Origin of the sequence: Treponema ruminis (genome assembly GCF_014201975.1) — a bacterium.
Classification (GTDB): Bacteria; Spirochaetota; Spirochaetia; order Treponematales; family Treponemataceae; genus Treponema_D; species Treponema_D ruminis.
Genome location: NZ_JACHFQ010000004.1, coordinates 45,926 through 58,875 on the forward strand (window position 1 = coordinate 45,926; position 12,950 = coordinate 58,875).

A 12,950-nucleotide genomic window follows, 5' to 3' on the forward strand; every position below is an offset into this window, starting at 1 on the left:
AACTTAATTTAATAAGAGTGAAAAAAAGTTTGAAAATTATCTTGAGCATGTGTTAGAATGTGGCGAACGAAAGGAAAATTTAAAAATGAAACGTCTTGCATTGTTGGTACAGGATTTAGACTCGGATTATTTCAATTTCATGCTGAATGGAGCCAAGCGCTATTGTGACGAAAACGGCCACAGGCTTTATGTCTACGTCATACGTGGAAAGAACTGGACTCACGGCTCCTTCGATTACCAGCTTTTTTCTGCGGTCAAGCTTGCCACCAAAGATAATGTCGATGGAATCCTTCTTGCTACTAATACATACTGCCAGTACGTTCCTGAAGAAAAGCGCGAGGAACTTGTCCGTGACTTGTGCTATCTTCCCCTTGTAAGCATCGGTGCCAAAATTCCAGGGCTTTCCAGCGTCGTTTCGGAAAACAAGCTTGCCTTTAAGGAAATGCTTTCCCATCTTGTTGACGTGCACCACAAAAAAAGCATCATGCTCATGCTGCCCAAGTGTTCGTCGGTCGATATTATTTCCCGCTATGAAAGCTATCTGGAATTCCTCAAAGAGAGGGGAATCCCTTTTGACGAAAACAAGGTTGTCTACGCCGATTACATTTACGAAGAGGCAAAAGATAAGATTTTTAAAATCTGCTCCGGTAAAAAGGCGGATGAGCTTTGGTTTGACGCAATTGTAACTTGCAGTGATGACCTTGCTTTCGGTTGTCTTTCGGCCCTGCAGGAACTTGGAATCAGCGTACCCGAAGAAATCGCAGTCACTGGCTTTGACAATCAGTACCGCTGCAACTATTCTTTTCCTTCGCTTTCAAGCATTGACCAGCAGATGGAGCTTCAGGCCTATTCAGCGGCAGCCCTTCTTGTTAAAAAAATCGAAAATCCACTGGCTGAGCCGGAAGAAATTTCCGTGCCTTCATTGCCGGTTTACCGAAAGTCATGCGGCTGTCCTGCCACCCGTAAAGGCAAAATCCTCTTCAATGAAGAAATTCTTCTGTTAAGGCGCAAGGAAAATCTTGCTCATTTTCACTTTTTCCTTCAGGAAATGCAGGCCTCCCTTTCGCTTGATGAGTTCAAGGCCCAGCTTATCTGGCACTTGCGCGAATATGGAATCAAAAGCTGCGTAATCTGTCTTTATGACGACCCGATTTATTATGAGCGTAAGGATGATTTTGTCCTTCCAGATTCTGCTCGGGTTCTTCTGGCTTATAATAAGGACGGAGTAAAGACTGAGCTTGAGCGTACAAAACTTGATCCTCACACTGAAATGTCCCCAAAGAATTTTGAATTTGAGCCGGGCAAGATGATTGTGGTCATGTCGCTTTTCAACACTTCCTTCCAATACGGCTATGTTCTTTACACTCCCGGTGACGTGGAATCGCGAATGCACGAGCTCCTTTTCAGCGTAACCGGAATAGCCCTTGCCTCAAACAGGGTTCTTTCCCTCAAGGATTACGAGACAAAGCGGCTGGCCAGCGAAAATCAGGATCTGGAGCTTGCCTCGGTAACTGATGCTTTGACAGGCGTGCTGAACCGGGGCGGATTCATAAAGTTTGCCGAAAAGGCAATCGAGGAATCCCTCAAAAAGGGAATGGGCGGTGCTGTAATTTACGGCGACATGGACAGGCTCAAGCTCATCAACGACCAGTTCGGACATGAAATGGGAGACCTTGCAATCAAGGCCGAGGTTGGAATTTTCAAGAAAATTCTTGCTGAATCTGATTTAATCGGCCGGCTTGGCGGTGACGAATTTGCCATGCTGGTGCCGGGCCTGGACGAGTGCGGCTTTGTCCGTTTGATCCGCCAGCTTGAGTATGAAACCCAGAAATACAACGAAACTTCGAGCGAGCCCTTCAAACTTTCAATCAGTCTGGGAGTCAGTTATTACTCTGAGAAGGACAAATGTCTCTGCGGACTTTTAAAAGCGGCGGATGAAAAACAGTACGAAATCAAGCGGCTTCATCATCAGCAGGCAGAAAAAATTCAAAAAAATAAAAAAAATGCCTAACTTGTGACAAAAAAGTGTGATTTAACAAAATATTTTAATATTTTTTAGCAAAATTCGGCTCTAATAATCTTTTTCAAGAATAAAAACAGATTGCAAATAAGGAGGCAATTATGAAAAAAATTATTAGAAACTTGGCCGCAGTTTTCGCTGCAGTAGCTCTCGTGAGTGCATTCGCATCATGCAAAAGCAATGACGACGATGACGACAAAAATAACAACAACAATAAGGGCTCAACAGTTGTAAAAACAATCGATCTGGTAAAAAATGAGTATGCTACTAACCAGACACAGGTTAAAATTGAAACTGGATTTGATTCTTTGAAAGCCGGTGACAAAGTAAAGGTTGTAATGAAGGGAACTGCTGATAAAGCTTTGGGAAAAGCCGAAATTATTATCTGTGACACTACAGCAGAAGCAAACTATTGGAAAAATCTTGCTGATCCATACGCTTGCGTAATCGGAACAGAATTTGATATTACAACAGAGTTCACTGTAGCTACAGCTCCTGTTGGAACTGGTGCTGCAAGCATGACTCTCGCAATTAACGGTCTTGCAGGTGATACAGCTGTAAAACTTTCATGCACATCATTCAGTGTTACAAAAACTGCGGCTGCAGAGGCTCCAGCTCCAGCAGCTGGCTCAACAGTTGTAAAAACAATCGATCTGGTAAAAAATGAGTATGCTACTAACCAGACACAGGTTAAAATTGAAACTGGATTTGATTCTTTGAAAGTTGGTGACAAAGTAAAAGTTGTAATGAAGGGAACTGCTGATAAGGCTTTGGGAAGTGCAGAACTTGTTTTGTGTGATACAACAGAAGCTGCAAACTGGTGGAAAAATCTTGCTGATCCATACGCTTGCGAAATCGGAACAGAATTTGATATTACAACAGAGTTCACTGTAACTACAGCTCCTGTTGGAACTGGTGCTGCAAGCATGACTCTCGCAATTAACGGTCTTGCAGGTGATACAACTGTAAAACTTTCATGCACTGCATTCAGTGTTACAAAGTAATTTAACTGAAAATATTGATTGAAGAACACCATGTGCATTGTTCCTGCCGTTAATGTGGAAATGTACATGGTGTTTTTCTCTTCTTTTATGCTACAGATTTTTTTATTTCTTTTTCTGTATTTGTCGTATAAAATTAATATAAATCACAAAAAATCGATAGTTTTTATGGCGATTCGCCTTAAAATGGCTTTGGAAACTGGGCCTGCTGTATTACGGGCCTTTAAATAAAGTGAGGAAAAACTATGAAAATCACAAAGATGATTTTGGCTTCTTCGTTGCTGCTTGCTTCTACTTTTGCTTTTGCTCAGGGCAAACCTTCTGCTTACACAGACGCTGATTTGGTCTGGCAGGAAGATTTCAACGGCAAAAAATTGAACACAAAAGACTGGAACTATGAATTCCACGAGCCAGGCTGGGTCAATGCGGAGCTTCAGAGCTATGATGACTCAAAAAAGAACACTTATCTTAAAGACGGCTGCCTCGTAATTCAGGCAATCAAGTCAAAGAAGGGCGGAAAGGACGCTTATACTTCCGGCCGAATCAACACTCAGGGAAAACACGCTTTTACATACGGCCGATTTGAGGCTAAACTCCGCGTTCCAAAGGGAAAGGGCTTCCTCCCTGCCTTCTGGATGATGCCGGATGACGAGAGCTACTACGGTCAGTGGCCGAAATGTGGCGAAATCGACATCATGGAAGTTATGGGCCATGAGACAAACAAGCTCTATGGAACAATCCACTTCGGTGAGCCACACGCTATGAGCCAGGGCGAGAATGTCCTTGATAAAGGTAACTTCGCTGATGAATTCCACGTTTTCGCCGTTGAGTGGGAACCTGGTGAAATCCGCTGGTACTGTGACGGCGTAAACTATCATACTGCAAACAACTGGTTTACAAAAAAACAGGGCTTCGGTGAGGTAACTTATCCTGCTCCTTTCGACCAGCCTTTCTACATCATCCTTAACGTTGCTGTCGGCGGCTCATGGGTCGGATATCCTGACGAGACAACTGACTTCAACCCGAAGAAAGATGATGCAAAAATGTACGTTGACTACGTAAAAGTTTACCAGAAAAAGGAATACAACGAGGACGTAGAGAAACCGAAAAATGCTCCTGTAATTGCAGTTGCTGATTCTTCTGGAAACCTTGTTTCTGACAACAAAGACAAGTGGGGCTTCCTCACAGCCGGCGGCGGACAGGGTAGCGTTGATACAGACGGAAAGAACCACACAATCAAGACTACCAGCGAAGGTAGTCTCGAATATTCCGTTCAGTACGTTCAGCCAAAAATCGCCCTCAACAAGGGATTCAAATACCGCTATTCATTCGATGCTTCTGCTGATGAGGCTCGAACAATGATTACAGGCATTTCTGCTCCTAACTTCAACTACACACGCCGCTTCGGTGACGTAAAGGTTGAGCTTACAACAAGCAAAAAGCACTACAGCTACGAATTCGTAATGACAGCTGATTCAGACGCTGACTGCCGAATCGAATACAACTGTGGCGCTCAGGGGTCAAAGGCTGCAATCCACATCAGCAACATCCGCCTCGAAAAAATCGGTGAGGCTAACCTTTCTGCTGACAAGGGATGTCTGCCGGACGGAAACTATGTTGTAAACGGTCAGTTCCAGGAAGGAAAGAACCGACTCGGAAGCTGGGATATCGTAAACAAGGCTGGCGCTGAAGTAAGCGTTTCTAAAGACCGTGCCCGAATGCTCCAGGTCCTTTCAAAGGCTGGAACAAGTGCCGACGGCGTAATCGCTAAACAGGCTGGAATCAAACTTTCAAGCGGTGCTTATGTCCTTAAATTCGACGCATTCGCTTCAAAAGCTACTACTGTAACTGTAAAAATCGGTGGCGAGACAAAAGAATTTAAGGTTGCAGCCGGCGAGCCAAACGGTAAAAAGCCGGCAAAGGCTACAAAATGCGAATGGGTTTACAGCGCAAAAGATTCAAGTGCACGTGACTTCGAGATTCTTTGTGGCAGCGACGGCGCTACAGTCTGGATTGACAATGTTACACTCAAGGAAAATGCAGTTCTCGTAAACGGCAGCTTTGAGATGGACATGACAGGCTGGGATGTATATGCTCACGAAAATTCAAAGGCAGCTTGTGAAATCGTAAAAGAGGGCGCAAGCAAAATGGCTCAGGTTACAGTTGAAAAGACTGGCAACATGGACTGGATGATTCAGCTCAAGCAGAACGGATGTCTCCTTGAAAAGGACAAGTTCTACAGAATCAGCCTCAAGGCAAAGTCTGACCTTGACCGCACAATCATGCTCGCATTGCAGCGCGACGGTTCAAAGGACAACAACTGGGTTCCATATTCAGACACCCTCAAATTCGACGTCAGCAAAGATTTCCAGGATTATTCATGGGAATTCCAGATGAAACACAACACTGACCAGAAGGTAATCTTCACGATTTCAATGGGTTCTGTAAACGGCAAGCAGATTAACAAAAAGCACACAATCACTTTTGATGCAATTGTTGTCGAAGAAATCGCCGGACTTACAGAATAAAATTCAAGAAATATGTTGCAATAAGCAGCAAACCTTCATATAATGGGGGAAATTAAAAAAGACTTCGTCAGATGTAATTTTATTCATGTGGCGGAGTCTTTTTTTTGTAAATGTCATTATCGGGCAGGACCGGTAATAGATACAAGGAGTTTTTATGAAAAGACTTAAGACTGTGCTTGCGGTTCTTTCAATCGCATTGTTCCTTACAGCCTGTGCTTCGACAGATGGCAGTGAAGAAAAGAAAGATTCTTCTGGCAAAGAAACAGAGAAAACACTTATCACAAATATTGCAGTTTCTACAGTTGCGAATAATCTTTGGGGAAATGGCTGGAATCTTGGTAACACTCTTGATGCCAAAACTGACGGAAGCAAAAACAACCTCGGACTTTCAACAGAGACAAGCTGGGGCATGCCAAAAACAACTCAGGCAATGATTGATGCCGTTGCTGCTAAAGGATTCAAGACAATTCGAGTTCCTGTCAGCTGGCACAACCATATGAAAGATGCAAACTATACTATTGATGAAAAATGGCTTGCTCGTGTAAAGGAAATCGTTGACTGGTCAATTGGTGCTGGAATGAACGTAATCATCAACATTCATCATGACAACATGACCGAAGATCAGATGAAGTCAAATTACGGATTCTGTGTTCCAGAAAACAATGCTGCCTTGAAGGAGCAGTCTCTTGCATACATCAAGGCTGTCTGGACTCAGGTTGCCGACTACTTCAAGGACTATAATGAAAAACTTATCTTTGAGCTTCTTAATGAACCTCGTGCTGTCGGTACAGCATATGAATGGTACACGGCTTCTGGAACTGAATCAAAAGTAAAGGCCGCAAATAAAATCATCGTTGAATATGAAAAGGCTGCTCTTGATATTATCCGTAGCTCAGGCGGAAACAATGCCACACGCTATGTAATGGTTCCACCTTATGCTGCCAGCCCAAGTATGCTTGACGGTTGGAAAATGCCTGAAGGTGAAAATCTTATTGTTTCTGCTCATGCTTACACACCATATGATTTCTGTATGGGAAAAGACAACGTATTTACAAACGCTCACAAAGACAATATTGAAAACTGGCTTTTCAAAACACTTTCTTCTCTTGGTTATCCTGTAATCATTGGTGAGACTAGTGCCTCTGACAAAAACAATTATTCTGAACGTGTAAAATGGGCAGAATGTTTCTATGGACAGGGAAAGGCAAATAATATTTCTATAATTCTCTGGGATAATATGGTAGTTTATCCGAAAGGATCTGACAAGGCAGAACGTCACGGCTACTTTAACCGAGAAAAACTTTCATGGTATTACTAAAATCCAAATGACTTGATATTAAATACCAGGCGCGGGCAGGAAAAATCCTTTAGCCCGCGTTTTTTTTTCTTTTCTTTTCGATTTTCTGTGTTAAAATATTATAAGATAAATTTCAGAAAACTTTCCGGGAGAGCTTATGTACGGATGTTTACTCGATTTCCTTTCTAAAAAGAAAACGGAGCTGTTTTTGATAATGTGCCTCATGGTGCATGCCTTTAATGCAGTTCTCTTCTATTTATTAGGGCTGACTCCATTCTCGATCCTCAACGTTTTAAGCACGGTTTTCTATGGCGTCATCCTTCAGACTTTTAAGAAAAGCACGGACGTTTACGTCATCTTCACTTATTTTGAAATCATCACTTTTTCTTTTGTCAGCGAGCTTTTTGCAGGCGGGGCCTTCTGCTACATTTTCTATGTTGTCGGAATGATTTCAGTTGTCTTCTATCTTCTTCCGCCCAAAAAACGGATGAAGCATATTTTCCAGGGAATCGGAATCATCTACGCGATTGCAATTTATCTTGTCTACATGAAGCAAATCTGCATCTTCCCGGAATACGCGCCGATTGTTGAGGCTTGCAAGGGCAAAATCGGATTTATGAACCTGGGCATAACCCTCTTCACTTTGTTCTATATTTCAAACCTTTACTTCTTTGAAATGAATGCAGCCCGCGAAACCCTTACCTACTGTTCAAACCATGACTTGATGACGGGCCTTTTTAACCGGCGTTTTTTCGAGCACATCATGCAGCGAAACAAGACCGAAAATGAAAACGAATACACGATTGCGATTTTTGACATAGACGACTTCAAAAAGGTCAACGACACTTACGGACATCAGGCTGGCGACAGCGTTTTAAAGACCGTTAGCAAAATCCTGGGAGAAGGCTGGCGGGAAGACTATGTAACTGTAAGATGGGGCGGCGAGGAATTCATCCTTTACATGCCTCAGACCGGCGAAAATGAGGCATACGATTATCTGGAAAACCTCTGTGACAAAATCCGGGCCAGCACCGTTGAATACGGCGATCATAAAATCAAAGTCACCGTTACTGTGGGAATGTGCACCGGCAATGACCTGACGGACTACGAAAACATAATCCGCCAGGCTGACGACAAGCTCTATTACGGCAAGCGCAACGGCAAAAACCAGGTTGTAAAATAGACATGAATCTCTGGCTGTAAAAAAAACTGCCGCATCAAGGGCATTCGTTGTCGCCCTTGTTTGGATGCGGCAAAAAGAAAGTAAAACCCGCAAGTTTTCAGAATGAAAACTTGTCAGGACAGGATGTCCTATTCTGCATAAATACCCAAGATTCTCACGTCCTCGGCGACTTTCTTTAAGTTTTCGCTGAAGGCTGTAATCATCTCGACTGGATTTTCGCACTCGCTTGGAATCACTACGTCGCAGTAGAACCAGTATTTCCACGGCTTTCCTGCAATCGGGCGGGACTCAAGGCGGTTCATGCTGAGACTTGCATTTTTGAAGACGCCAAGCGCATCGTAAAGGGCACCGGCTTCGTTCTTTGTTGTGAAGACAAAGCTTGCCATGTTCGGCTTCTGCTCGCCCCACTGTTTTACCGGCTCTTCGATATGATTTGCCGCAATTACGACAAAGCGGGTGTAGTTGTTCTGCTCGTTCTGCACGCCTTCCTTGAGAACTTCAAGACCGTAAATCTTTGCGTTTCGAGCGTTACAGATTGCAGCGTTTTCCGTGCTTTTCTTTTCTGCAACAAGGGCTGCCGCTGTGGCAGTTGAGACTGTATCAACGGCATTCCACTTCTGGCTTTTGAGGAAATTAGAACACTGACTCAATCCCTGAGGATGCGAGTAGACGTTTTTGATTGTCTCAAGACTTGCTCCCTTTACTGCAAGAAGGGAATGCTGGATCCTCAAAGTGAGGGCGCCGACGATTGAAATGTCTTCGTATCGGGTAAGGTTGTCGTAGTTGTTGTAGACAGAGCCTGCTGTTGAATTTTCGATTGGAACCATGCCGTAATCAGCTTTTCCGTCAACTACCGCCTGGAAAATCTCATCGAATGAGTCGACAGTCTGAGCTTCGACAGAATCCTCAAAGAAATTCTCGATTGCCTGCTCTGCGTAAGCACCCTTCATGCCTGAGAAAACGCAGATTGGCTTTTTGTGAGTGATTTTTTCGGCATTTGCCTTTTTCTGGGAATCAACCGAGCGAATATGAGCGACTTCCTTGCCCATGACAGGAGCAAGAGACTCAATGTCGCGCATGATTTTGTCGAACTGAGCAGGGTAGAGAGCCTGGGCCGCATCCGAAAGAGCCTGCTCAGGGTGACAGTGAACCTCAACGATGATACCGTCTGCACCCGCCGCAATCGAAGCAAGAGCCATCGGCGGAATCTTGTCACGCACACCAAGCGCATGGCTTGGATCAACGATAATCGGAAGGTGAGTCATGCTTCGGAGGACAGGAATCGCGCTCAAGTCAAGAGTGTTGCGAGTAGCCTTTTCGTAGGTTCGGATTCCGCGCTCACACAAAATTACCTTGTCAGTTCCGGAAGAAAGAAGATATTCGGCGCTCATGAGCCATTCTTCGATGGTTGCAGAAAGACCTCGCTTCAAGATGACAGGCTTTCCAAGGGCACCAAGCCTCTTCAAAAGCTCAAAGTTTTGCATGTTGCGCGCACCGACCTGGTAAACGTCAACATAATCCTTCATTACAGGAATATATTCAGAAGCAACGATTTCAGTTACAACAGGAAGACCGTATTTTTCACCAGCTTCCTTGAGATATTTAAGACCTTCTTCGCCCAGGCCCTGGAAAGAATAAGGAGAAGTGCGTGGTTTGTAGGCACCTCCGCGAAGCATTGTCGCTCCGCTTGCAGAAACAGCCTTTGCCGCATCAAGCATCTGCTGGCGGCTCTCGACAGCACAAGGACCAGCGATTGCAACGAGACGGCTGCCACCGACACGGATAATCTGCCCGCGGTTGTTGGGAATCTCAACAATGCTGTTTTCCGGCTTGAACTCACGGCTAGCCATCTTGTAAGGCTTAGAAATCGGAATAACCTTCTCGACGCCAGGCAAAACCTCGACCTCGCGCACGTCCATAGCAAGCTTTCCAACCGCCGCAAAAACAGTGCTTTCTTCGCCCTTAAGCTCGTTAATCTTAAGCGAACGGGCCGCCAGAAGGGACTTTATATTTTCTTTTTCTGAAGTAGAAATGTCTTTCTTTAATACGATAACCATGCGGGAAGTATAGCAAAATGTGGCGGAAATTTAAAGTTGATTGAAAGGGGAAGGGGGTAGTCTCATTTAAATACTAACAAAACACAAGTTATAAGAATCATGGATTTTACAGCAAATTCGTGGTATATTATATTTACAGAGGATTTGCTTATGGGCGGATTTGTTGGGGAAAAACAGGCAGATGATTTATTTTTGATTCAGATTCGTTTGTTTCGCTTGGCTCAGAATAAATGGAATCTCGATGAAGAAAAGTGTAGCGAACTTTTCAATAGGTATAAAATTTATGATTATATTGAAACCTGCTATGAGTTTTTCCATGTTCAGGGCGATGAAGCAAACCTAGCTGATATAGAAAATTACTTGAAAAATAACGGAGCAGAAATATGATTTTGACAGACGGAATAGAATTGTATCATGCAAGTTATAAAGTTGTTGAAAAGGTTGATTTGTCTCTCTGTGCTTCTGGAAAAGATTTCGGACAAGGTTTTTATGTAACTACAGATTATAATCAGGCTGGTCGTTTTATCAGAACTGCTATTGGTAAAGCCCTTAAAAACCATGTTGAAAATGTAGATTCTAAAACAGGATATATTTCTATTTTTGAATACAAAGCCGATAAAGCTTCAGATATCAAATATTTTGAATTCAAATCCAGCGATGCGGACTGGCTTCATTGCGTTGTTGCACACAGAAAAAGCGGCATCTTAAAAAATGAATTTGAAAAATGGCAAAATTTTGACATAATTGCTGGAAAAATTGCAAATGATTCTACAAACCAGGTGCTTACCGCTTATATCAATGGATTTTATGGAGAAGTAGGCTCGGCTGATGCCGATGAAACTGCCATAAAATTCCTGCTTCCAGAAAATCTTTCAGACCAGATTTGTTTTAGAACAGAAAAAGTTCTTCAGAATCTGCATTTTAAGGGCTACAAGACTGTAAAACTGGAGGACTAAAATGGCATTAAGTAAATATGAATACAGCATGGAGCTTTTAGCCGCAATGGCCTGTAAAACAATTGCAGAACAAAAGAAAATCCCTCAAATCAAAGCCTTTGATAGTTTCATAAAATCAAAGACAGCAAACATGCTTTTTGACGAGCGCACCGCCTTTTGGTGCAACGGCCCTGATTATATTGCGGATGAGTATAATAGGGAGATGGAAAGCAGAGTGAGGTAAAAAATTGCCCTGCAAGTGCCGTTGAGTTAAATGGTTCTTGCAGGGCTGGTTTTGTATAACGCCAAGAATTATGGGCGTTACCGCCGGCAAGCGGCGGTCGGGTGTTCCGCACCTCGCTAACGCTCATTCCTCACCAACCATGTCTGCTTTATCAGGTCGCGACATGGCTGTCGCGTGCTTTTAAAGTCAATAAACACCGCGAGAACGAAGAGCTCGTTACGACATGGATGTCGGTGAACTGCTTCGCAGGTGCTCCATACCCTAACTCTGGGAAGTATGAATGGTAATATCTTTTCCTATAATTCTGCTGACTGATAATTGTGCAGAATAAACGATTGGTGGGCAATAAAGATTTTTTTTCCGATATTAAGGAATAATCGATATTGTGTCTCCATTGTTTTTCCAAATTTCTTGCAAAATTTGTGTCAAAATCCTTAAAATTACTTGTGAACGCGGTTTTTTTTTATTTACAAAAACAACTGTATATAATTTTCACAGAATTTTAAAGTTCAACGGAAACGGTAGAATTTTGGCACAAGTTATAAAAAAATGGCCATTTTGATAGACGCAAGTAGTATCGATGGAGTCTAAAATCTTTTTTTTGCCATATACTCTTTTTTCCGTAATTTTGATAATTCTGATTCTGAAATTACTCCGTTAAGTTTATCCCGTAACTCAATATAAAGGTTTGCATAACGCATTATGATACTTGGAACCTCTGTTTCTATTTTTTTACAAATATCATCTGAAGCTAAATAATTTTCTCGCTTTATTTGATGTTCAAAAGGAATTACGAGTACGGAATCATAACGAGATTTATCACCTGTGATATAAGGCATAAAATTGCCTTGAATAATCATTCTTGCAAAACATGGTTTAACTTCTTTTGAAGGAGTTCTTGTAAAAATATCGAAAAATTTTCCACTTATTTTGTTTTCGATATGATGACCGACCATAGCCCATTTATTTAAATATGAATTATCCCAAGATGTCATATTAAGTGAATTTGAACCACTATAAAAAACACCTATCATATTCTTAAAGACAGTATTCAGAACATTAATCATAGTGCTTTTTCCAGTAGCTGTATCCCCAACAAAAAAAGCTGCCTTTCGTGGCTTATCATCGTGAGCAAGTATGGAAGCTATAAAAAATTCAAACATTTTTCTTGTCTGCTTGTCAGGGAATGTTTCTTCGAGAAAATGAAGATAATATGTTGGCTCTGTGTAATCTTTTTTTGATATAGTTTCAGTTGAATTGAAATTGTCGTCAATTTTATAATACTGACGTGCGTAATCAAGGACGGCTTCTGTTCCGTATTGTGAAATCCCTGCAAAATTAAGTGTTTCTTCCCAATCCTGAATATCTTCCGAAGTTTTAAACCTTCGAAGTAAAAGTTCTGCTAATTCAAGTTCAGTTTTTGATGCATGAATCAGGTCATTCCATTTTCTGAATCCTACCATTTTCGCGATTATGTGCTGGGCTCTGGCAAGGTTAATGTCTTCTTCATCCTTATCATCGAATCCATAATAGAAGAATAAATCCTTCACATTGTAGAACTTCCAATCGTAGTGATACGAAACGAATCCATCACTTTCGATGGTTTTAGTTTGAGTCTTCCAGTCTTTTAAAAAATTTTTTGCTTGTTTCTTTAAAAATTCAAGATTAGACATAATATTTCTCCT

The 12,950-nt window shown here is 42.3% G+C and carries 10 protein-coding genes; 8 read left to right on the forward strand and 2 right to left on the reverse strand.

Going from position 1 to position 12,950, the window contains the following annotated elements; genetic code table 11:
- The first annotated feature begins 85 nt into the window (after positions 1 to 85).
- The 5 genes from HNP76_RS06325 (at position 86) to HNP76_RS06345 (ending at position 8,029) form a co-directional block, all read left to right on the forward strand.
- Positions 86 to 2,011, forward strand: a complete 1,926-nt coding sequence (locus HNP76_RS06325; RefSeq protein ID WP_184658645.1) for a diguanylate cyclase — start codon at positions 86 to 88, stop codon at positions 2,009 to 2,011.
- Positions 2,012 to 2,121: 110 nt separating this feature from the next.
- On the forward strand, positions 2,122 to 3,024 hold the full coding sequence (locus HNP76_RS06330; protein WP_184658647.1) for a hypothetical protein: 903 nt from the start codon (positions 2,122 to 2,124) through the stop codon (positions 3,022 to 3,024).
- A gap of 242 nt (positions 3,025 to 3,266) precedes the next feature.
- Positions 3,267 to 5,549, forward strand: a complete 2,283-nt coding sequence (locus HNP76_RS06335) for a carbohydrate binding domain-containing protein (protein WP_184658649.1) — start codon at positions 3,267 to 3,269, stop codon at positions 5,547 to 5,549.
- Positions 5,550 to 5,703: 154 nt separating this feature from the next.
- Positions 5,704 to 6,867 (forward strand): glycoside hydrolase family 5 protein, encoded by a 1,164-nt coding sequence (locus tag HNP76_RS06340; RefSeq protein WP_184658651.1) that lies wholly within the window; start codon positions 5,704 to 5,706, stop codon positions 6,865 to 6,867.
- A gap of 202 nt (positions 6,868 to 7,069) precedes the next feature.
- Positions 7,070 to 8,029, forward strand: a complete 960-nt coding sequence (locus HNP76_RS06345; RefSeq protein ID WP_184658653.1) for a GGDEF domain-containing protein — start codon at positions 7,070 to 7,072, stop codon at positions 8,027 to 8,029.
- A gap of 128 nt (positions 8,030 to 8,157) precedes the next feature.
- Here the strand turns inward: HNP76_RS06345 and aroF are convergent, their stop codons facing one another.
- Entirely contained in the window at positions 8,158 to 10,086 is a 1,929-nt protein-coding gene (gene aroF / locus HNP76_RS06350) for a 3-deoxy-7-phosphoheptulonate synthase (protein WP_184658654.1), read from the reverse strand.
- 150 nt (positions 10,087 to 10,236) lie between these two features.
- On the opposite strand from aroF, the gene HNP76_RS06355 reads away from it, so the two are divergent.
- The 3 genes from HNP76_RS06355 to HNP76_RS06365 are packed head-to-tail and all read left to right on the forward strand — an operon-like array spanning position 10,237 to position 11,265.
- A complete protein-coding gene (locus HNP76_RS06355) occupies positions 10,237 to 10,473 on the forward strand; it encodes a DUF3791 domain-containing protein (protein WP_184658656.1) in 237 nt (78 codons plus the stop codon).
- The gene (locus tag HNP76_RS06360) at positions 10,470 to 11,042 is read left to right on the forward strand and encodes a DUF3990 domain-containing protein (RefSeq protein ID WP_184658658.1); all 573 of its coding nucleotides are present in this window, start codon (positions 10,470 to 10,472) and stop codon (positions 11,040 to 11,042) included. Before HNP76_RS06355 ends, HNP76_RS06360 begins: the two co-directional genes overlap by 4 nt.
- A 1-nt stretch (position 11,043) precedes the next feature.
- Positions 11,044 to 11,265, forward strand: coding sequence for a hypothetical protein (locus tag HNP76_RS06365; RefSeq protein ID WP_184658660.1), 222 nt, complete (start codon positions 11,044 to 11,046; stop codon positions 11,263 to 11,265).
- A 587-nt stretch (positions 11,266 to 11,852) separates the two neighbouring features.
- On the opposite strand, the gene HNP76_RS06370 is transcribed toward HNP76_RS06365, so the two are convergent.
- Positions 11,853 to 12,938, reverse strand: a complete 1,086-nt coding sequence (locus tag HNP76_RS06370) for a hypothetical protein (RefSeq protein WP_184658662.1) — start codon at positions 12,936 to 12,938, stop codon at positions 11,853 to 11,855.
- Positions 12,939 to 12,950: the final 12 nt, after the last annotated feature.

What these genes read in the sequence shown, in the direction of transcription:
- HNP76_RS06325 (WP_184658645.1), top strand. Translation starts at nt 86, where the DNA reads ATGAAACGTCTTGCATTGTTGGTACAGGATTTAGACTCGGATTATTTC.
- HNP76_RS06330 (WP_184658647.1), top strand. Translation starts at nt 2,122, where the DNA reads ATGAAAAAAATTATTAGAAACTTGGCCGCAGTTTTCGCTGCAGTAGCT.
- HNP76_RS06335 (WP_184658649.1), top strand. Translation starts at nt 3,267, where the DNA reads ATGAAAATCACAAAGATGATTTTGGCTTCTTCGTTGCTGCTTGCTTCT.
- HNP76_RS06340 (WP_184658651.1), top strand. Translation starts at nt 5,704, where the DNA reads ATGAAAAGACTTAAGACTGTGCTTGCGGTTCTTTCAATCGCATTGTTC.
- HNP76_RS06345 (WP_184658653.1), top strand. Translation starts at nt 7,070, where the DNA reads ATGGTGCATGCCTTTAATGCAGTTCTCTTCTATTTATTAGGGCTGACT.
- aroF (WP_184658654.1), bottom strand. Translation starts at nt 10,086, where the DNA reads ATGGTTATCGTATTAAAGAAAGACATTTCTACTTCAGAAAAAGAAAAT.
- HNP76_RS06355 (WP_184658656.1), top strand. Translation starts at nt 10,237, where the DNA reads ATGGGCGGATTTGTTGGGGAAAAACAGGCAGATGATTTATTTTTGATT.
- HNP76_RS06360 (WP_184658658.1), top strand. Translation starts at nt 10,470, where the DNA reads ATGATTTTGACAGACGGAATAGAATTGTATCATGCAAGTTATAAAGTT.
- HNP76_RS06365 (WP_184658660.1), top strand. Translation starts at nt 11,044, where the DNA reads ATGGCATTAAGTAAATATGAATACAGCATGGAGCTTTTAGCCGCAATG.
- HNP76_RS06370 (WP_184658662.1), bottom strand. Translation starts at nt 12,938, where the DNA reads ATGTCTAATCTTGAATTTTTAAAGAAACAAGCAAAAAATTTTTTAAAA.